This is a genomic window from Pradoshia sp. D12 (genome assembly GCF_008935075.1).
Taxonomy (GTDB): domain Bacteria; phylum Bacillota; class Bacilli; order Bacillales; family Pradoshiaceae; genus Pradoshia.
Genome location: NZ_CP044545.1, coordinates 3,339,449 through 3,360,068 on the forward strand (window position 1 = coordinate 3,339,449; position 20,620 = coordinate 3,360,068).

Below are 20,620 nucleotides of genomic sequence, written 5' to 3' on the forward strand. Positions count from 1 at the left end.
TTTTCAATCAAGTTTTGCAGCAATTCATAATCCAGCACACCTGCAATCATTTGAATAATATTCCTTAGTTAACTAATACTAACGTTTATCAATTAAGGTTTAGGTGATGGATATGAAATTCTTTAAAAAGAGAACGACAAACCAGACTAACGAACAAGTACAATCGAACGAGGCATCTACTCCAGATATACGGAGCTTACAAACAACCTGTCATGTAGAAGATAATATTGAAAAACTGAAAACAGCCTTTTCTAGTACACAAGATTTCGATACACGTTATTTCTCAAATGGTGATCAAAAATATGGAATGGCATTCATCAAAACAATCGTTAAAAAGGATATTATTGATCACTTTCTGATAGAACCATTAGTGATTAACTCTTCACTCAGCCCTGCTAACTTACCTGTGGCACATGTTTCTGCTTATACCTGTTTTGAAGATATTATTAATAATATGCTCGACGGTAATATTGCTCTGTTTAAAGAAGGTGATACAGCCTGTTATTTAGTAGAAGCAGCAGATTTTAAGACTCGTTCTATTGAGGAACCTGCATCGGAACAAAGTATACGTGGTTCTCATGAAGGGTTTGTAGAGAAAATTGAAGATAATTTAAATCTGATAAGAAAAAGGGTCAAAACGGAGAACTTGGTGGTTAAAACAAAAACACTTGGTTCATATCCAAAGGCTACTGCCGCTCTTTTTTATATAAATGGGAAAGCAGACCCGGAGGTTATAGAAAAAATAGAAAAAAAATTAGACTCTATTCATCTTGATACAGCTATCAATACAGAAGTTATTCAAAATTATATAGAAGACTCAGTTTATTCACCATTTCCGCAAATTTTGAATACAGAAAAACCTAATCGGGTTGCACATCACTTATCAATGGGTGCCGTTGGCTTAATGACTGAAGGAAGCTCTACTGTCTTCCTGATGCCAATTACATTCTTTACTTTTTTTCATGCAGCGGATGATATTGAAAGCCGTTTTTATATAAGCTCATTTGAACGGATTTTACGCCTGTTTGCCTTATTTCTGGCCATTACCTTACCATCATTTTATATCGCTCTTGTATCATTTGATTTCGAGATTATCCCGTTAAATCTTGTAGCAAATGTTAAAGGATCTTTGGAGAACATTCCCTACTCCCCCTTAATCGAAGCTCTTATTATGGTGGTCATATTGGAACTTCTTAAGGAATCCGCCATCCGTTTACCCAGTTCCGTTTCACCAACGATTGGTGTGGTAGGTGCTTTGGTCATAGGTACTGCAATTGTTCAGGCTAACCTGGTTTCTAATACGATGTTAATCGTGATTGCGATTACAGCCATTTCGGCATTTACTATTCCAAATCAGGAAGTCGCACAAATGATTCGTATTCTAAACTTCCCGCTCATCATTATAACTTATATTTTTGGCTTAGTTGGAATAGCGATTGGATTCACTTTAATTATCTATCATTTATGTGAATTGGAATCTATGGGAAAACCTTATTTAGCACCGGTCGCGCCGTTTAATTTTAAAAGCTTGTCGAAAATGCTATTCAAAATACCATTTAAGAAGGAGAGTTAAATGGACTATGATAGCTTCTAATAAAAAGTTATTGTCAGCTCACCAATTATACTTTTTAACCGTCCAATCCGTTAGCTCTGTCATGATTTTTGCCATTCCTTATCTTGTTAATGAGCATAGTAAACATAATGCCTGGATATCTGCCATCATCACTTTAATCTTCTTTCAACTAATTGGATGGGTCATCTTTTCATTGCATAAACGATTACCGGATAAGAATCTATTCCAAATGACAGAGATTCTAACAAGCAAATGGATCGGAAAAATAATGAATTGGCTGTATATCATCTATTTCATTGGCCTTGCTACCTATACGGCTTTATATTTTACGTATTTATCAAAGGAATGGACACTGCCTGTCACACCGCTATTTGTTGTTTACCTAATCTTTATTTTAATGGGACTCTATATAGCCAAAGGGACGATAACTACACTCGCGCGGTTCAGCGGCATAACATTCCTAGCGTTAACAGGCTTTCTCCTGTTCTCTATTTCTTTTGCCATTCCTAAAATGCATCTTTTATTTCTACTGCCAGTTGGGGATGTTCCGGTTACTAAAATTTTGAATGGTTCATATCATATGGGGATTGGTTATGCAGGCCTAAGTTCATTACTTGTATTATTACCACTTCTTCATGACAAATTAAAAACAAAAAAAAGAGTAATTACTTTTTCAATCCTGACTATTTCATTGATTTATCTTGTTTTATTAGTAATCTGTCTTGCCCATTTTGGTACATATTCATTAGGTCTAGTTCCAATTCCAGTTCTCTATTTACTAAAAATATTGACGATACTTAGCATTTTTGAACGGATGGATTTGATTATTATGTGCGCCTGGATTTCTCCAATGCTCGTTTCCTATGTCCTATATATTTTTATAGCAGGAATAGGAATATCAGAAAATACTCGATTCAAGAACAAAAAAATCATTGTATTGGTTATTACTTTGATAATCTCACTTCTATGTGCTCTTTTTCCGGAAGCGCAGGATAACATGATTCGTCTTAATAATTATTTGCTACCCTTTACTTATGTGTTCATGATAGGGTTTCCCATTCTTCTACTGGCTATTGCTATGATTCGAAAAATAAACCAGAGTCATCAAAATCAGGCAGGTGATTGATCCATGAAACTATTAAAGATAGGTTTAATATTATCAATATTGATTGCTACCACAGGATGCTGGGACCAAAATTTTTTATCTAAAACTTCCCTGGCATTCAGTTTAGGTTTTGACAAAGCTAAAGGCCCGGAACCACTGGAATTAATTACAATTATTCGTGCATTAAAGCCTGCAGGTGGGGGACAAATAGAACCCTATAATACCAGTTATAAAGTAAAGGGAGCATCTCCATTAATTTTAAGGGAAAAAATGAATCAAATTACGCCCGGCGAATTCTCAATAAATAAATTAAGTAATGTTTTAATAGGCGAGGAATTGGCGAAAACAGATATCTATCCCCTGCTGGATGTGTTATATCGTGATGCAAAAAGTAATGTAAACGCAAAAGTCTTGATTACAAAAGGAAAATCACGAGACATTTTAAAAGACGAGTATATTAAGGGCACTTTAATTAGTAGAGCCATACAAGAATTACTCGACAGTGCAGAAGACCATTCCATGATTCCTGAGCAATCATTAGCTACGATTATGCCTGCCATGTTTGATCCAGGTCAGGATTTTGTCCTTCCCTATGTAGAAAAACTTAAGGGTGGCCTGGTAAAAGTAAAGGGAGTAGCTTTATTCGATAACTTAAGTTATACCGGTAAAAATTTAATTGGGGAGGACTCTTCTTTATACTTATTAATGGTTGGCAAAGAAGGAACCTATACTCAATTTACAATAAATAATCCGGAGAAAAAAAATGAAATTGATGAAAAGGTTAGCTTTTTTATTCGAAAAAACACCCATAAAATAAAATTAAAAATCAAGGACTCTAAACCGGTCTATACAGTTTCATTAAACTTAAGGGTTTCTGTATCTGAATATACAAAGGGTTTGCTTAAAGAGGACGAAATTAAAACCCTTGAGGAGCATATTTCTAAGGACTTAACGAAACAAGCTAGAAAAGTAACTGATACGTTAGTGAAAAGCAATTGCGATGCACTCGCGCTTGGCCGTAAGCTGATGGTTAAGGATCCAAAATTGTTTGATGAGTATAAGAAGAATGGAAAGTTAGATTTAAAAAAAGTTGAGATTAACCCAACTGTTAAAATAAAAGTTGTGGACAATGGAATTTTAGATTGAATAGATTTTTGATAAGAGCGAGGACGACGTATGAATACTGCTCAGTATATTTTCAATAAACTTCATTTAGTTGCTCGTCTGATTATTATTATCGTTGGCATTATTCTGGTCTATGGAATCCTTATGCATCTGATTGAGCCTTCAACATTTACCAACATTGGTGAAGGAATATGGTTTACCATTGAATCAATTACAACTGTGGGGTATGGCGAAATTGTGCCCAAAACTCTTTTAGGGAGGTTAACTGCCAGTACATTAATCTTAATTGGTGCAGCATTTGTTTCTTACTACTACGCATCTATGTCATCCTATGTGATTAAACGGCAGACAGCCCTGCAGCTTGGTTCTGCCATCTATACAAAACGTAAGCATCTTATTATAGTTGGTTGGAATGAATGTACTAAAATGCTAATCGATACATGGCATAAGGAGAATCCACGAAGAAATATAGTCATCATAGACGAGACATTAGAATCTCATCCAATGCCAGACACTCATATCTTTTTTTTGAAAAATGACAGTACAAATGAACAGACATGGATTCATGCAAATGTAACCGAGAGTGAATTCATCATTTTAACAGCAGATCGCTCGAAAACTGAACGTGCTTCTGATTTGCATGTCATCGCTTCCTTACTGTGTATTAAAGGCCTTTATCCAGAAGCCACTTGTATTTGTGAAATAATGGCTCCCTTTCAAATGAAAAATGCCAAACGAGCTGGTGCAGATCGTATTATTGCAACTAATACGATTATTAGCCAAACCATTATAGAAACAGTCGAACAAGAGCCGTCTTCAAGATAATTTTATTCATATCCCAACACAGCAATTTCCGCTTCATTTACTAATACTCTGCCTAGATCTAAATATCTTTCCAAACCTGAATCACCACCGTACACATTATCTGATGGATTTGAGTAATGATCAAATTCACATTCATCTGAATATGGGTGGTGATTCATATAAAATTGGGCACCGGTTTTAGCTTCATAAGATAATAAGTAAGGAGTCCCAAAGCGGATTACTCCGTTTTTATCTTCTATAGACCCCTTAATGGTGGTAAAGGGAATCCTAATATAATTTGATTTACTACCGCTATCCATTAGATAATCAAAATAACCATGCTTATAATCCCAGTTCCCGCCAACGATAAACCCATGGCTTCCAAGCTGATGATGGGCATACACATAATTTGTTATAGTATTTGTTAGACGTGATGGTATTTCAATCATGTTATCCCTTCCTTCCTTTAGATCCTTTATTAATATCCACTGATAGAAGGAAAGGTATGTCTGGTATTGGCAGCCTTCAACACCTAATATTCTCAACTATGGTACATATAAAAAATACCCGGTTCATTTACCGGGTATTTTTTGCACGAACATAATATTAAGAATTTAATCGTTTTTCAAGCTCAGCTTTCTTTTCTTCAAAGCCAGCTTTGCCAAGTAAAGCGAACATATTAACTTTATACGCTTCGACACCTGGTTGATCAAATGGATTTACCCCCATTAAATAGCAGCTCATTGCGCATGCTTTTTCGAAGAAGTAGACCATATAACCAAATGTATATTCATCAAGTGCCGGAATGCTCACAACCAAGTTCGGAACTCCGCCATCTGTATGAGCTAATAATGTACCCTCAAATGCCTTATTATTCACGAAATCTACTGTTTGTCCAGCTAAATAATTGAGGTTATCCAAATCATTTGCTGCCTCTTCAAGAACTAATTCATGGCGTGGCTTTTCTACTTTTATAACTGTTTCAAACAGATCTCTGCGACCTTCCTGCACGTATTGTCCTAATGAGTGAAGATCAGTTGAGAAGTTCGCAGAAGATGGATAAACTCCTTTTTGATCTTTTCCTTCACTTTCACCAAAGAGCTGTTTCCACCACTCGGAGAAATACTGTAAGGATGGCTCATAGTTAATCAACATCTCAATGGTTTTCCCTTTACGATAAAGAAGATTACGAACAACTGCATATTGATACGCCTCATTGTTCTCTAATTCAGATTCAGAATAATCTTGCTCAGCTGCAGCTGCACCTTTCATGATAACATCGATATCCGCTCCGCTTGCAGCAATCGGCAGTAATCCAACAGCTGTAAGAACAGAATAACGTCCGCCTACATCATCAGGAATGACAAATGTTTCAAACCCTTCTTCATCAGCAACTGTTTTTAAAGCGCCTCTAGCTTTATCTGTAGTTGCATAAATGCGGCCCTTTGCTGCTTCTGCGCCATATTTTTCTTCCAATAGCTTACGGAAAATACGGAAGGCAATCGCTGGTTCAGTAGTTGTACCGGATTTAGATATAACATTAATCGAGAAATCTTTTCCTTCAAGAAGATCCATTAAATCGCGCATATATGTAGAACTGATATTGTTACCTGCAAAAATGATTTGCGGAGCTTTACGCTTTTCACTAGGCAGAATATTAAAGAAGCTGTGTTGAAGCATTTCAATTGCCGCTCTAGCTCCAAGATAAGATCCGCCAATCCCAATAACTAATAAGATATCAGAATCGTTTTTAATCTTTTCTGCTGCTTTCTTTATACGTGCAAACTCTTCTTTATCATAATCAGAAGGCAAAGATAACCATCCAAGATAATCATTACCAGCTCCTGTTTTTTCATGGATTGTATGATGCAGTTGCTTTACAGTATCCTTCATATAAGACACTTCATGCTCTTGGAAAAATTCTAGTGCTTTTGAATAATCAAATTTAATATGAGTCATTTTTTGTCCTCCATTCAGTTTCCTCATTTTCACTTTACAGAATCCGAAAATGATAATCAAGTTGCGACTAATAGCTTCAAAAATTTCAAGCGTTTACATTTCGTAACATTGAGAAAAAGGTCTTACAGGAAGACCTTTTTCTCAAACTATAAAGATGCTTTGAGAATAGATAGTACATCCTCTTTATTAAGCTTTTTAAAGTTTCCGAACTCTCCATTCACCATTGCTTTGTCTGCTATTAACTCTATTTTGGAATCGTCTATATCATAATCAGCCAATCGGGATGGAGCACCGATTCCTGTCCAGAAATCTCTTATATTACGGATACAATCATTAGCGATTTCCTCTTTTGATTTACCAGCTGGATCAACGTCAAATACCTCAGTTCCCAATCTGACTAACTTATCAAGATTTTCGTGCATACAGTGCTTCATCCAGTTTGGAAATAAGATTGCAAGCCCCCCTGCATGAGGAATATCATAGACAGCTGAAACAGCATGTTCGATATTATGCGTTGCCCAATCGCCACGGATACCCACACTCAATGTACCATTTAAAGCCACCGTTCCACAGTAAAGAATAGTTTCCCGATATTGATAATTTTCCATATCGTTCAATAATTTCGGAGCCGTTTCTTTAACTGTTTTTAACACTGATTCACACATTCTATCCTGTAAAGGAGTATTTTCTGTGTGGTTAAAATACGTTTCCAACACATGTGACATCATATCAACCATTCCGTAAATCGTCTGATCGCGAGGAACTGTGAACGTATTAACCGGATCCAGGATAGAAAACTGAGGGTATGTATAGGGTGAACCCCACCCGTGCTTCTCCTGTGTCTCCCAATTCGTAATCACACTGCCAGAGTTCATTTCAGAGCCTGTGGCTGCCAGTGTTAAAACTGTACCAAACGGCATAGCGCCCTTTACTTTGGCTTTCTTGGTGACTAAATCCCATGGATCTCCCTCATACACAACACCTGCCGCAATTGCCTTCGTACAATCAATAACACTACCTCCGCCAATAGCTAAAAGAAAATCAACCTCATTTTCTCGGCATATATCGACACCTTTGCGCACAGTAGAGATACGCGGATTTGGTTCTACTCCAGATAATTCATGATAGGTTAGTTCTCTGTGCTTCAGCTCATCAACAACACGATCATATAAGCCATTTTTCTTTATGCTTCCCCCACCATAAATTAATAAAATATTTTTTGAATCGGCTGGTATTAAATTTTTCAGTTCTTTAACTGTATCCTTACCAAATACTAAATTTGTCGGATTTTTATATGTAAAATTTTGCATAATTCTATTTCCTCCCTATTATTCCGTTTTCTTTATCTTTAATTCCTTTAATTTCATTAATAAAACCTAAAATCATGTATAATATTTTCTTTTTTTAACCACTCTATAACTGAACCATGCTTTTTGAAGGAGGAAATCAAATGAGTGGTATACAACGTACCGCACTTGTCTTAACAATTATAGGCGCCATTAACTGGGGACTTATCGGATTTTTCCAATTCGATTTGGTTGCCACTGTTTTTGGGGGCGGAAGCCAAGCTGGTGGTTTCGCACGTGTTATTTATGCACTTGTTGGAATTGCAGGCCTTGTCAATCTTGGATTATTATTCAAGCCAAGCGAACAAACAAGCAGCCAGGAACAACCAAATCCATCAAAATCATAATATCTAGAATAGGCCCATCCCTTTATTTGGATGGGCCTATTCATTTATACAGACAATACCTTTTTAATTTTTGAAATCGCCCAATCAAGCTCTTCTTTGGTAATGATAAGTGGTGGGGCAAAACGGATGACATTATCATGAGTTTCCTTACATAATAAGCCCTCATCCTTTAACCGTTCACAATATGGGCGTGCTGATTCCGTTAATTCCATACCAATAAATAAACCACGGCCTCTGATTTCTTTTATAATAGGATTTTCAATCTTCCTTAATTCTTCACTCAGATAGGCTCCCAGCTGTTCGGATTTTCCAGCCAAATTCTCTTCAACTAACACATCAATAGCCTCCATAGATACTGCGCAGGCTAATGGATTACCACCAAATGTAGATCCATGGGATCCCGGATTAAAAACATCAAGAATATCATGATTGGCCAGAATACAGGAAATTGGGAATACTCCGCCACCAAGGGCCTTACCCAAAATATAAATATCAGGAACAACATCCTCCCACTCACACGCAAACATCCTGCCCGTTCTGCAAAGCCCTACCTGAATCTCATCTGCAATAAATAAAACATCATTAGCCTTACATACATTATATGCTTCCTTAAGGAACCCTTCAGAAGGTATATTAATTCCTGCTTCACCTTGGATCGGCTCAATCAAAAAGCCTGCTGTATTGGGAGTAATCGCTTCCTTTAAAGCTTCTATATCGCCAAATGGGATAAGCTTAATGCCTGGCAGCATTGGACCAAAACCTCTTTTATATTCTTCATCAGAAGAAAGAGAAACAGCGAGCATCGTTCTGCCATGAAAGTTCCCAGTGCAGGCGATAAATTCTGCCTTGTCCTTTTCCACTCCTTTTACATCATAGGCCCATCTTCTTGCAGCTTTAAAAGCTGTTTCAACCGCCTCCGCACCAGTATTCATAGGAAGTGCTTTGTCTTTGTTTGCTAGCTTACAAATTTTTTCATACCATGGACCAAGCTGATCATTATGAAAAGCTCTTGACGTCAGAGTTACACGATCTGCTTGCTCCTTTAAAGCTCGAATAATTCTTGGGTGACGATGTCCCTGGTTTACAGCCGAATAAGCACTCAGCATGTCCATATATCGGTTTCCCTCTGGATCCTTCACCCAAACACCCTCAGCTTCTGCTATAACAATCGGCAATGGGTGATAGTTCCTGGCACCATATTGTTCTGTTTGTTCAATCACTTCGTTGGAAACAGTTGTCTTTGTCACATGAATCGGCCCCCTATCTAAGTTTTTCATTCGTATAAGGTATAATTCCATTCGACTAAAAACCCATTTAAACGATAATTGAGTCTTGTCTATATTATCCGATAATTTACGAACAATTGGAATTAATAACTGTTTACAACAAAAAAACTGCCCTCATCACAGTCGAAACAAGTGATGAGGGCAGTTTCTGCATTTCTATTCAATTATTTTTTAATAAGATCTTCGCGTTTGGATTGTTCAATCCACTCTTCCAATTTATCTTTAAGTGTATTGAATCCTTGTGGTGTTTCAGCAGGCGGAATTTTAACTGAACCTTGTTGAGATTTTTTCTTAGGCTTACGAGCTTCCTGTTTAACTGCTGGTGGCTCTTCTGTAGCACGAATAGATAGAGCGATTTTCCCAGCTTCTTCATTAACGGAAAGAACTTTAACTTTAACTTCATCGCCTAATTTTAATTGATCATTAATATCTTTCACAAAACCGTACGTAATTTCGGAAATATGAACGAGTCCTTGTGTATTTTCGTCTAAAGCAACGAATGCTCCGTAAGGCTGAATGCCAGTTACTTTACCTGTAAGAATTTGACCTACTTCATATTTTGTAGTCATAATAACACTCCTATAAATGTTTAAATTTTTCGTTTATATACGCAATATAAAATTATAGCACAATGTTTAACCATTATCAAAAATGACCTACATACCTTTCTATTTTTATTTACCCTATTGCCTAATAATAAACACCTTTATCGGCAGGAATAACTTACCTGTTTAATCAGATTTAATATTCTGGCAATTATTCCTGTATAATGCTACTATTATACGATTAATAAGATTACAAGCTATGAGGTGCATACATGCAAAAACATGAACAATGGTCATCAAAGATTGGATTTATTTTAGCTGCTGCCGGTTCAGCAATTGGACTGGGTGCCATTTGGAAATTCCCCTACATGGCTGGAACAAATGGCGGTGCAGCCTTCTTCCTTTTATTTATTGCGTTCACACTTTTTATCGGTGCTCCTATTTTAATTGCCGAATTTGTCATTGGACGAAATGCACAAAAAGATGCAGTCAGTGCCTATAAAGTTATAGCCCCTAATTCTAAATGGTTTTTATTGGGGTGGATGGGTGTAATTGCTTCCGTTCTGTTGCTATCCTTTTACAGTGTGGTAGGCGGCTGGATTTTATCCTATCTAGGCAGAAGTCTACTTGGGCAGATAACAGGGGTAGCTAATTATGAATCATTATTTAATAACATTATTGAAAATCCATATGAATCAATCATTTCTCAGATTCTGTTCATATTATTGACAATATGGGTGGTTCAGGGAGGAATCAAAAAAGGGATTGAACGGGCAAGCAAGTATATGATGCCGGCATTATTCATTTTGTTTATTATATTGGCCGTTCGATCGTTAACCCTGGATGGAGCTATGGAAGGTGTTAGATTCTTCTTGCAGCCAGACTTCAATAAAATCACGGGTGAATCCGTATTGCTGGCACTTGGACAAGCCTTTTTCGCTCTTAGTGTGGGAACATCTGTAATGGTAACCTACGCTTCCTATTTGCCGAAAAACGAGAATTTGATGAAATCCGGCTTTTCTGTTGTGGGATTAAATATTTTAATCTCCTTATTAGCAGGACTTGTTATTTTCCCTGCCGTATTTGCGTTGGGATATGATCCTGCATCAGGTCCAGGGCTAGTTTTTGTCATACTGCCAGCTGTATTTAATGAGATCGCATTCGGAGGATTTTTTATGATCATCTTTATGGTCTTATTGTTATTTGCGACTCTTACCTCCGCCTTTTCCATTTTGGAAATTGTTGTAGCAGTCATTTCAAAAGAAAATCCCGAGAAACGAAAATCTTCCGCATGGCTGGCTGGAATCATCACCTTCATTGTTGGGATTCCGAGTGCTTTATCCTATGGAATCTTAAGCGATGTTCATATTGCAGGTAAAACTTTCTTTGATCTGGCAGATTTTATTGTTTCAAATCTTGCCCTGCCGCTCGGTTCGCTGTTTATTTCTATATTTATAGGTTACGTTATGGATAAAAATGCAGTCAGAACAGAGTTACAAAATGGCTCGAAATTGAAATACTGGATGTTTAACGGTTGGTATATCTTAGTCCGTTACGTATGCCCTGCCGCAATTTTATTAGTCTTCCTGAACTCTATTGGAATTATTTAGTAAGGTGGTAGAATATAAGGAGAACTATTAATTTAAGGAGGGATTGATAATGGCTACAATTGGCGAAAATATTCGTAAGTACAGAATTGACAAAGGAATGAGTGTGGAAGAGCTAGCGTTACGCTCCAGAATCGGCACTCACAAACTTGAGCAATACGAGGAAAATGAATTAACACCAAGCCTCCAGGTTCTCCTGACTATTTCAACTGCATTGGATTGCCCTGCCTCCGAATTAATGGAGCATGCCAATCCAACAGGACCATGCCAACTAGATCCCGAACTCCATCACCTCATCAACACAATGGGGCAAAAGCGAGCGAAATTAATACTAAAGAAAACCCAAGACATAACCGAAGCCGACTTCCTAAGGATAATGGGGAATTTAAAAGGCTGAAACGACTGCCCAGGCCCGAAAAGCATAAGAGAGAGGCACGCAGGGAGGTGTTCTTCCCTCCCGCAGTGGCTATCCTTATGACTCGAGGGACTAGGAGTTGAAGCTGGATTATTAAAAGGCTGAAACGGCTGGAAAAGGAACGAAGACTAAGAACGCCACGTCCTGTGGCAACGTCTTCATGACCAACATCCTGTAGCCCTCCGCAGTGGCTATACTTATGTACCGATACCTTACGCCTTGAAGAGGCTGGGACATAACTAAATTTACTATGTCTAAAGCCGAATGATATATTGGATTTTTATTAATCTAAATAGAAAAAGCCGAACTATTATAAATAATGCTAACACTGCATTTAATAATAGTTCGGCTTTTTTAGTTATTGGAAACCTTTTGTCCCAGCCTCTTTTTGATCAACATTCTGTTTTAATAATTGAGCTTGGCTGGAATTTGGCTGGGTCGGCTGGATTTCAATAAGATTCGGCTGAATTCCCATCCAACTTGGCTCTATTTCTATTAAAATACGTGTTTATTTAGAACCGGATTCCCAAGTAAGCAAACATATTGCGGCTAATTGCCTTTATTAGCTGCATTGATTTCTATAGCCTGGTGTGTCTTTAAGAATGCTTTTCCTTTTAAAGGACTTAAAATTAAAATAATCAAATCCTTATGAACAAAACAAAGGGGAAACCATAGGTCATTTAACGACTTATGGTTGCCCCCTCATTTTTTATATTTGAAAATCTTTTCCCTATACTCAGAAAACTCTTAGTAAAAGTCCTTAAGGAAATTTATGAATGATTGTTTAAAAATCGTTCAATCCTGGTTAAGGCTTCCCGTAATTGATCGATAGATGTAGCGTAAGAGCAACGGATATGCCCTTCTCCGCCTATACCAAATACATTGCCTGGTACTACTGCTACCTTTTCCTCAATCAATAATTTTTCTGCAAATTCTTCAGAGCTCATGCCAGTAGATTCAATGGATGGAAAAGCATAAAATGCTCCACCCGGTGTGTGGCACTTCAAACCAATCTCATTAAATGAACTAACAATATAATTTCTTCGATGATTATAGCTCATACGCATTTCTTCCACATATCCCGCCCCATATCGCAGGGCCTCCAAAGCAGCATATTGGGCAGATGTAGGGGCACACATAATCGCATACTGGTGGATTTTCAGCATAGCTTCAGAGATTTCTTTGTTTGCACATACAAAACCAAGCCTCCAGCCTGTCATAGCAAATCCCTTTGAGAAGCCTGATATTAAAATCGTCCGTTCATACATCCCTTCAATGGCTGCAAAGCTGGTATACGCGTCATCATAAACAAGTTCCGCATAGATTTCATCGGAAATCACAAGAACATCATGTTTAATAGCAATTTCAGCTAATGCTTTCAAATCATCCTTAGACAATTGGGTTCCTGTTGGATTATTAGGTGAACAAATCATAATCGCCTTCGTTTTCGGTGTTATAGCTGCTTCTAACTGTTCGGGTAACAATTTAAAATCAGATTCTTTCATGGTTCCAACCGAAACAGGCTTACCTCCTGCCAATGCCACTAATGGAGCATAGGATACGAAGCATGGTTCAACGACTATTACTTCTTCTCCTGGGTTGAGAATGGCTCGTAAGGCGATATCGATTGCCTGACTTGCACCTACAGTTACAATAATTTGATTTTCAGGGGAGTATGTTACCTGAAAACGTCTACTCATATAGGCTGCAATTTCCTCGCGTAAATCAAGCAATCCTGCATTTGCTGTGTAAGACGTATAGCCTTCTTCCATCGAGAGGATAGCAGCTTCCCTGTATCGCCACGGAGTAACAAAATCTGGCTCACCTACACCAAGCGAAACGATACCTTCCATGCCTGCTGCCAAATCAAAAAATTTACGTATTCCGGAGGGCTTCATTTCTCGAGCCGTATCAGATAGATAACTCGTTTTAATCATGGAGTTATCACAATCCTTTTATCCTCATCAAGAGGTGCAAATACAGTCCCATCATGTTTATACTTTTTAAGAATAAAGTGAGTCGTTGTAGAAATAACTGAATCAAGAGTCGATAATTTGTCTGAAACAAATCGCGCTACCTCATTCATCGACTTGCCCTCAATGACCACAGATAAGTCATAAGCACCTGACATTAAATAAACGGATGTGACCTCTTCATAGCGATAAATTCGTTTTGCTGTCTCATCAAAGCCTACGCCTCTTTTAGGGGTTACTTTCACATCAATCATGGCAGTAACTCCTTCGTGATCTTTAACTTTCGACCAATCGACCAAAGCGGCATAGCCAACAATAATATTGGATTCTTTCAGTTTTTTTAAGGCTAGTTCAACTTCCTCTTTAGACATTGCTGTCATTTTTACTATATCATCCAGAGGGATTCTGGCGTTTTCTTCGAGAATATTCAAAATCTCAATTTCCTTAGCTGTAAGGTTCATACCCTCACCTCCATTAAAAGTATCATTAGATATAAAGATATCTGAAAATTTAATTTAAATTAAACTTTTTCCATTATAACACTCATTTTATACATATGAATATGTAATCAATTATTTTCATCTCACATACCATATTTATTTGAGAAAACAAGCCAATTAATAAATCTTCTAAAACTGCCAGTCTGTAAATATATGATAAAATAAGGGAATCATATAAAGGCGGGGTGAAAAAATGAATAGTACAACAAATACAGAAACCATTATAGATCGTAAAGGAACAGCTTCGTATAAATGGGATAACGTTGATTCATTATTCGCAGGCAGTGACTTATGGCCGATGTGGGTGGCAGACATGGACTGGGCTTCGCCTGTTCAGGTACAGGAAGCTTTAATTACCCGCATACAGCACCCAATATTCGGATATACATATGCCTCCGATTCTGTATACCAGGCTATCATAAATTGGATGAACGAAAAGCATAAATGGTCACTTAAAAGAGAAAATATTTCTTTTAGTCCAGGTGTAGTTCCGTCCTTATCAGCAGCTGTTCTTGCATTTACTGAAGCTGGAGATCAAGTGATGATTCAAACACCTGTCTACGGTCCATTTCATAATGTCGTTAAAAGTAATGGCCGAACTCTTGTTACCAATAGAATGAAAATCAACCAAAATCAATTTGAAATTGATTTTGGAGACTTTGAAAACAAGCTTCGTAATGGAGTAAAATTATTCATCTTATGCAGCCCGCACAATCCTGGCGGAACGGTTTGGGCAAAGAAAGACCTTGAGAGAATGATTAGCCTATGTCAGCACTATCAAGTGCCTGTCATTTCCGATGAAATTCACGCTGACCTGATTCTTTATGACAATATTCACACACCTGCCGGAATCATCAGCAAAGATGTTATTACACTGATGGCTCCTAGTAAAACCTTTAATATCGCTGGATTGCATGGCTCTCTGATCCTAAGTGAAAATAAAGATTACCTCTTAAAAATGGAACAGCAATTCCTCAAGCAAGGTATTGGGGGCATTAATGTACTTGCCTATACTGCCATGGAAGCGGCCTACACACATGGTGCTGAGTGGGTGAGTGAGACCGTATCCAAAATTGAAGAGAATATTGAAATCCTGACTGATTATGTTTCTAAGCATTTACCGAAAATAAACATCATGATTCCTCAAGCATCTTTCCTTGTTTGGATCGATTTACGGGATTTAGGAATATCAGATATTGAAATCACAGAAAGGCTCATCCATAAAGGGAAATTGGCTCTTGAACCCGGTGCGAAATATGGGCAGGATGGCCAAGGATTTGTTCGAATGAATATAGGGTGCTCTAAGGATACTCTCACTGAGGGCTTGCGCAGATTGCACGAAGCATTCCAAGACCTCAACTAATTATGTAACAAGCATTTGCCAATCAGTCTGGCAAATGCTTGTTTAATTTTAAGAAGAATCCACTCAGATATCGGCAAAAAAACTGCACACTTTGCATGTGCAGCCATCATTGAATATTTTGCTCTTTTAATTTTTCTTCCAATTCCTTTGCCTTCTGTACCTGCTTACGATTATAAACAATGATAAACCGCATCGTTAACACTGCAAACAATGTAAAAATGGCCATCGTTAATCCGGCTGGAATGTATTCTCTTTTATCTTCAGGAAAATACAAGAATAATCCTATAATAAACGCTAATGGCTGAGACATGTTTGGAGACACCCCTTCCTGATTTGAAAACATTTGAATTTTAACCATATTATAACACGACCAGGGTGAGTATAAGTGATATTTGATTATCCTCATTTATAAATAAGAAAAAAGCTGCCGAGTCATCGACAGCCTACTTACATTATAGGGATTATTTTAGGATGTTGATTTTTTCAATCACTACATCATAAACCGGTTTATCGTTAGGACCTACTTTAGTAGTTGCGATGTCATCTACAACATCCATTCCTTCAGTAACTTGTCCAAACACGGTATGTCTGTGGTCAAGCCAAGGAGTTCCGCCTATTTCCATGTATTTTTCCACTGCTTCCTGAGGATATCCCGCTTGTTCCATTTGTCCTTTTAGATTCGCTTCAACAGCACCTTTTTGAACAATAAAGAATTGACTTCCATTTGTACCAGGGCCGGCATTTGCCATAGACAAAGCACCACGGAAATTAAATAAATCCATCGTGAATTCATCTTCGAATGATTGACCCCAAATGCTTTCTCCACCCATTCCTGTTCCAGTTGGATCTCCGCCTTGAATCATGAAATCATTGATCACGCGGTGGAAAATGATCCCCTCGTAGTATCCATTTTCTGCATGAGTCAGGAAATTTTCAACCGCTTTAGGAGCTTGGTCAGGGAATAATTTGATTTGGATGGAACCTTTATTAGTTACCATCTCCACTAATCTTTCATTACCTTGTACTTCTGTAAATTGAGGTAATACTGTCATTTTATCTTCGCCTTCTTTCTCTTTAATGGTTTGATCCAGCTTTAAAGTTGTTTGATCACCAGATTGGAATACCTTATCTTTTATATACAGATTCCAAATCGCTGCACCAAGGAGGATTATTAATAATAGTATCATGGTCTTCCATTTCATTTAAACTACCTCCAATTTTTCACTTTACACGATTCTCAAAAAAAAAGCATCTTTCTGAAGAGCTTTTTATAGGATTGATTATGGTACATCGGTATGATAGAGAAGAACAGATATGAATGGGGGATAAAAATGAATGAACTCACTATTGGCGACCAAGTGATTGCACATTATAAAACCGGTAAATATGTAGGCGAAATCACCAATATCCGAACAAATGGATATATGGTTGTTAAAATACTGGCTGTATTAAAGCACCCTATGCAGGGAGATCTTCATCATCCAAAACAAACAGAAGTTGATTTTTTCCATGAGCGAAAGGCTTTAGCTTACAGGGAACAAACCAACATCCCGGTAAACATGGTGAAACCGTTTAAAGGGGAAATTCCTGATTACACAGAATCCCTGCGCCAGTCTCTTGAAACATTAAAACAGGAATTGCAAAAAGAAGAATCAAAGTGGTCAGATATGTCTTTGTCAGCTATATCGAATATAGAGCGCGAGTATTTTCCAATATGATAAACATAAAAAACCAAATCACTCTTTACTGATTTGGTTTTTTACGTCAACCCATTAAATAACTGTGAAAAATCCACAACGTCTCCGATTGTCGTTGGCTTATAGTTATCCACATACCTCCTGTCCTGCTCAATTAATGTAAACAGTTCATAAGTCATTCTGGCATCATCCAAAGCACGATGCCAAACGCCTTTAGCCTTGTCCCCATATTGCTGAACTGCTTTCCATAGGCCTGTCTGATTTCGGTCACCAAAGAATTTTTGATACTCAATCGATAAATCCAATTGCTTTCCCGTTAAAGGGAATATATGTCCTGAATACTGACAGTTTTGCTTTAACACCTTCATATCCATGTTTCCCCATGTAGCAATCGTTGGAGAGTTAGGATGATCCAATTCTCGCAGTAAACTGTGAAAAACATCAAATTCCACCCCTGTCTTAAGATCATCTTCGGTAATGTGCAAAAAGTTCTTACATCGGTTCGTTAACGACTGAAATACTCTGGGCAGGACATAAGAATTGTATTGATTGACTATTGTTCCACTCTTTACCTCGATAATTCCATATTCAATGATTTCAGGAAAGAACCCATTCGGATTATTTCGATCCTCTGGCATTGTAAATTCAAAATCTATGAATAAATAGTGGTCATCCTTCTTCACAATGATACAACCTCCTTGTTTTCGTGTAATCTATTGCTCCTTCCAAATTTTCCTCTTTTAACCATAAAATCAATACGATATAGTTAAATATACGAATAGAATTCCAGGTGGGTAAAAATGAGAAAATCAATTGGATTTTGTATGATTTTATTACTGGTTCCATCCTTATACGGATTGAGTACATTAACACTGAATGAGTTTTCCAAATTGCAAAGCCTCAATCATGTTTTGGACACCAATTTACAAATAGATCAATCAGCCATGCAGCTTAACAGTACAATCACAGATTCCGATGGACAATTATCAGAGAAATCTATCAAACAGAGAATCGGAAATATATAAAGGATGCTGATATCCCTCAAATTTTAAAGGATATTTACGTAGTTTCAGAGGATCAACATTTTTATTCACATAAGGGGTTTGATTTATCAGCTATTAGCAGAGCGTTCATAATTAATACGGAAAGCAGGGGAATTCATCAAGGGGGCAGCACCATTACACAACAGCTCGCTCGAAATTTATTCCTCACAAATGAACGTACATATAATCGTAAATTAACTGAACTGCTTTACGCCTATCAGCTTGAGCGTGATTTTTCAAAAGATTAACTATTAAATACTTACATAATTGCAATTTACTATGGTAACAGTTCCTATGGAATTGAAGCTGCTGCTCATTTTTATTTTTCCAAATCAGCAAAGAATCTCAAGCATGGTGAACTCTCTTTTCTAGCGGCAATTCCTAATAACCCTAGTCTTTATGACCCGCTGACTAATTTCCAAAATACAAAAAAACGCCAGGTTAGACTTCTGCAGCAACTTGAGAATAAGAATTTCATAACGAATGGAGAAAAAGAGCAAATTTTAAAAGAATCAATAAAATTAAATCTTTCCAAACGAATCCAAGAATTTCCTGATTATACCGATTACACGCTGGCTGAATTTCGTCAGCTGGTCGCAGAGCAGGATGGTTATCAGTTTTCTGGTTTATCTGAACAAGAATCTAATCAATTAACAGAGAAATTAGATAACCGCATCACGGAACTGCTGCATTCAGGAATTACGATCCACACTTTTTCTCGATTCAGATATTCAGAAAAAGCCAAATCAGCCGTTAGTAGCATCCTGCCTTATAAAAACGTTGAAGCATCAGCGGTAGTTATTAATCATTCTACTCATGAGCTTGTCTCATTGATTGGGGGAAAAACATATAAACCCTCAACATTTAATCGAGCCCATTAAAGTTTTCGTCAGCCAGGATCTACGATTAAACCATTGCTGGTATATGCGCCTTATTTGAAAACTAATAAGGATCCAAAAAATAGACGCTTCAGCGATATGCATCGAAAATTACTGCCCAGAGAACTATGGTCATTCAACATATAGCAATCTTCCACTCAATCAGGCAATGGCCAAATCGGTTAATACTGCAGCTGTTCGATTGCTTCAAAAAACAGGTAGCTTATATAGGAGGAAAAACCGGTACAACAAATGATTATCATGATTTATGGTTTATTGGGATGACTGCTTCGTATACTGGTGGGGTCTGGGTGGGCAAGGATCAGCCGTCCAGTATTGATTTTTTAAATAAAAGTCAGCCGCAAATACAAATATGGAAAAGCATGATGTATTCTCTCTATTAGAGGTTCATCATGCTTTTTCCTTTACAGCGGAAGTCCCGCCATTATACTATTATATAATTTTAAGACAGAGAGACAGACTGCCAATAACAGAACGGCCCAGATAGTTACATGAAAAAATATAATCCCTATCAATCAGGTACCCGATAAGGATGAACTGATTTTATACAGAAAGTATATAAAAGCGAATAATGAAGTAAGTAAAAAGCAGCCTGCAAGCAACCAAAGACAACATAACATAGATATAAGTCCACCTATCAGAAAAATGATAGAAGTCCCTCTCAGCTTTTGCAGGTCTTCTCCCACCTTATCCTTTGAGAAAAATAAAAGTGACAGTTCCAAAAAGGTATCGACAAGAAGCTTTAACGCAGCAAGTAACATAAAAAAACAGATAAAGAACAATAATATTTAATATGGATCTCTGATAACAATCCAGTCATGCCTGAATAGAGCCCATTGCTTTTTAAAAATGCAATCATTCTTACCATAAGATGAACAGCAAAGAACAGACTAAATGCCATTATCGATAATAAGGGAAAATAACCTGTTACATATGTATTCTTCATTTTCATTATTCCTTATACTTCACATTTTCCCATTATAAACCATTTATCGGAAAGGAGAATTAAATTTTTAAATTTTTTCCTTCATAT

22 protein-coding genes and 2 pseudogenes are annotated in these 20,620 nt (G+C 37.3%); 12 read left to right on the forward strand and 12 right to left on the reverse strand.

Going from position 1 to position 20,620, the window contains the following annotated elements; all coding sequences use genetic code 11:
- Positions 1 to 112: 112 nt before the first annotated feature.
- Genes F7984_RS16120 through F7984_RS16135 form a run of 4 tightly spaced genes read left to right on the forward strand, consistent with a single transcriptional unit; the run spans position 113 to position 4,628 of the window.
- Positions 113 to 1,573: a spore germination protein gene (locus tag F7984_RS16120; protein WP_181162020.1), complete on the forward strand. Its 1,461-nt coding sequence runs from the start codon at positions 113 to 115 to the stop codon at positions 1,571 to 1,573.
- 7 nt (positions 1,574 to 1,580) lie between these two features.
- The gene (locus tag F7984_RS16125; protein ID WP_139892311.1) at positions 1,581 to 2,699 is read left to right on the forward strand and encodes a GerAB/ArcD/ProY family transporter; all 1,119 of its coding nucleotides are present in this window, start codon (positions 1,581 to 1,583) and stop codon (positions 2,697 to 2,699) included.
- Between the two features lie 3 nt (positions 2,700 to 2,702).
- Positions 2,703 to 3,824 (forward strand): Ger(x)C family spore germination protein, encoded by a 1,122-nt coding sequence (locus tag F7984_RS16130; RefSeq protein ID WP_066106703.1) that lies wholly within the window; start codon positions 2,703 to 2,705, stop codon positions 3,822 to 3,824.
- Between the two features lie 30 nt (positions 3,825 to 3,854).
- A complete protein-coding gene (locus F7984_RS16135) occupies positions 3,855 to 4,628 on the forward strand; it encodes a potassium channel family protein (protein WP_066106697.1) in 774 nt (257 codons plus the stop codon).
- Positions 4,629 to 4,630: 2 nt separating this feature from the next.
- On the opposite strand, the gene F7984_RS16140 is transcribed toward F7984_RS16135, so the two are convergent.
- The 3 genes from F7984_RS16140 to F7984_RS16150 form a co-directional block, all read right to left on the reverse strand.
- Positions 4,631 to 5,056, reverse strand: coding sequence for a YugN family protein (locus F7984_RS16140; RefSeq protein ID WP_066106694.1), 426 nt, complete (start codon positions 5,054 to 5,056; stop codon positions 4,631 to 4,633).
- Between the two features lie 157 nt (positions 5,057 to 5,213).
- Positions 5,214 to 6,566 (reverse strand): glucose-6-phosphate isomerase, encoded by a 1,353-nt coding sequence (locus F7984_RS16145; protein WP_066106687.1) that lies wholly within the window; start codon positions 6,564 to 6,566, stop codon positions 5,214 to 5,216.
- Between the two features lie 146 nt (positions 6,567 to 6,712).
- Positions 6,713 to 7,876 carry an iron-containing alcohol dehydrogenase gene (locus F7984_RS16150; protein WP_066106679.1) on the reverse strand — a complete coding sequence of 388 codons (1,164 nt, stop codon included), beginning with the start codon at positions 7,874 to 7,876 and terminating at the stop codon, positions 6,713 to 6,715.
- 140 nt (positions 7,877 to 8,016) lie between these two features.
- Between F7984_RS16150 and F7984_RS16155 the strand changes: the two genes are divergently transcribed.
- On the forward strand, positions 8,017 to 8,259 hold the full coding sequence (locus F7984_RS16155) for a DUF378 domain-containing protein (protein WP_066106678.1): 243 nt from the start codon (positions 8,017 to 8,019) through the stop codon (positions 8,257 to 8,259).
- A gap of 44 nt (positions 8,260 to 8,303) precedes the next feature.
- On the opposite strand, the gene F7984_RS16160 is transcribed toward F7984_RS16155, so the two are convergent.
- Positions 8,304 to 9,506: an ornithine--oxo-acid transaminase gene (locus tag F7984_RS16160; protein WP_181162021.1), complete on the reverse strand. Its 1,203-nt coding sequence runs from the start codon at positions 9,504 to 9,506 to the stop codon at positions 8,304 to 8,306.
- Positions 9,507 to 9,709: 203 nt separating this feature from the next.
- On the reverse strand, positions 9,710 to 10,114 hold the full coding sequence (gene yugI, locus F7984_RS16165) for a S1 domain-containing post-transcriptional regulator GSP13 (protein WP_140461708.1): 405 nt from the start codon (positions 10,112 to 10,114) through the stop codon (positions 9,710 to 9,712).
- Between the two features lie 248 nt (positions 10,115 to 10,362).
- On the opposite strand from yugI, the gene F7984_RS16170 reads away from it, so the two are divergent.
- Positions 10,363 to 11,700, forward strand: coding sequence for a sodium-dependent transporter (locus F7984_RS16170; RefSeq protein WP_140461709.1), 1,338 nt, complete (start codon positions 10,363 to 10,365; stop codon positions 11,698 to 11,700).
- A 49-nt stretch (positions 11,701 to 11,749) separates the two neighbouring features.
- Positions 11,750 to 12,094: a helix-turn-helix domain-containing protein gene (locus F7984_RS16175; protein WP_140461710.1), complete on the forward strand. Its 345-nt coding sequence runs from the start codon at positions 11,750 to 11,752 to the stop codon at positions 12,092 to 12,094.
- 788 nt (positions 12,095 to 12,882) lie between these two features.
- On the opposite strand, the gene F7984_RS16180 is transcribed toward F7984_RS16175, so the two are convergent.
- Both F7984_RS16180 and F7984_RS16185 read right to left on the reverse strand, forming a co-directional pair.
- Entirely contained in the window at positions 12,883 to 14,049 is a 1,167-nt protein-coding gene (locus F7984_RS16180; protein WP_066106660.1) for an aminotransferase, read from the reverse strand.
- A complete protein-coding gene (locus F7984_RS16185; protein ID WP_066106655.1) occupies positions 14,046 to 14,546 on the reverse strand; it encodes an Lrp/AsnC family transcriptional regulator in 501 nt (166 codons plus the stop codon). The genes F7984_RS16180 and F7984_RS16185 overlap by 4 nt, the downstream gene beginning before the upstream one ends.
- 232 nt (positions 14,547 to 14,778) lie before the next feature.
- Here F7984_RS16185 and F7984_RS16190 point away from each other — a divergent pair, with 232 nt between their 5' ends.
- Complete coding sequence (locus F7984_RS16190) at positions 14,779 to 15,948, forward strand: MalY/PatB family protein (RefSeq protein ID WP_140461711.1); 1,170 nt, start codon at positions 14,779 to 14,781, stop codon at positions 15,946 to 15,948.
- Positions 15,949 to 16,054: 106 nt separating this feature from the next.
- Here F7984_RS16190 and F7984_RS16195 read toward each other — a convergent pair whose 3' ends face one another.
- Together F7984_RS16195 and F7984_RS16200 are read right to left on the reverse strand one after the other, a co-directional pair.
- Complete coding sequence (locus F7984_RS16195; protein ID WP_066106649.1) at positions 16,055 to 16,258, reverse strand: hypothetical protein; 204 nt, start codon at positions 16,256 to 16,258, stop codon at positions 16,055 to 16,057.
- Positions 16,259 to 16,409: 151 nt separating this feature from the next.
- Positions 16,410 to 17,150: a peptidylprolyl isomerase gene (locus F7984_RS16200; protein WP_140461712.1), complete on the reverse strand. Its 741-nt coding sequence runs from the start codon at positions 17,148 to 17,150 to the stop codon at positions 16,410 to 16,412.
- A gap of 129 nt (positions 17,151 to 17,279) precedes the next feature.
- Here F7984_RS16200 and F7984_RS16205 point away from each other — a divergent pair, with 129 nt between their 5' ends.
- The gene (locus F7984_RS16205; RefSeq protein ID WP_139892300.1) at positions 17,280 to 17,666 is read left to right on the forward strand and encodes a kinase-associated lipoprotein KapB; all 387 of its coding nucleotides are present in this window, start codon (positions 17,280 to 17,282) and stop codon (positions 17,664 to 17,666) included.
- A 41-nt stretch (positions 17,667 to 17,707) separates the two neighbouring features.
- On the opposite strand, the gene kapD is transcribed toward F7984_RS16205, so the two are convergent.
- Positions 17,708 to 18,328 (reverse strand): 3'-5' exonuclease KapD, encoded by a 621-nt coding sequence (gene kapD, locus F7984_RS16210; RefSeq protein ID WP_066106643.1) that lies wholly within the window; start codon positions 18,326 to 18,328, stop codon positions 17,708 to 17,710.
- Between the two features lie 117 nt (positions 18,329 to 18,445).
- Here kapD and F7984_RS16215 point away from each other — a divergent pair, with 117 nt between their 5' ends.
- From F7984_RS16215 to F7984_RS16230, 3 genes and pseudogenes are all read left to right on the forward strand, one after another.
- Positions 18,446 to 18,670, forward strand: a complete 225-nt coding sequence (locus tag F7984_RS16215; RefSeq protein ID WP_066106641.1) for a hypothetical protein — start codon at positions 18,446 to 18,448, stop codon at positions 18,668 to 18,670.
- An 11-nt stretch (positions 18,671 to 18,681) separates the two neighbouring features.
- Positions 18,682 to 19,569, forward strand: a pseudogene (locus F7984_RS19715) (transglycosylase domain-containing protein).
- A gap of 125 nt (positions 19,570 to 19,694) precedes the next feature.
- On the forward strand, positions 19,695 to 19,970 hold the full coding sequence (locus tag F7984_RS16230) for a hypothetical protein (protein ID WP_066106638.1): 276 nt from the start codon (positions 19,695 to 19,697) through the stop codon (positions 19,968 to 19,970).
- Positions 19,971 to 19,991: 21 nt separating this feature from the next.
- On the opposite strand, the pseudogene F7984_RS19720 reads toward F7984_RS16230, so the two are convergent.
- Together F7984_RS19720 and F7984_RS16235 are read right to left on the reverse strand one after the other, a co-directional pair.
- Positions 19,992 to 20,348: pseudogene (locus tag F7984_RS19720) on the reverse strand (DUF5366 family protein).
- The gene (locus F7984_RS16235) at positions 20,330 to 20,533 is read right to left on the reverse strand and encodes a hypothetical protein (RefSeq protein ID WP_151675542.1); all 204 of its coding nucleotides are present in this window, start codon (positions 20,531 to 20,533) and stop codon (positions 20,330 to 20,332) included. The pseudogene F7984_RS19720 and the gene F7984_RS16235 overlap by 19 nt, the downstream one beginning before the upstream one ends.
- Positions 20,534 to 20,620: the final 87 nt, after the last annotated feature.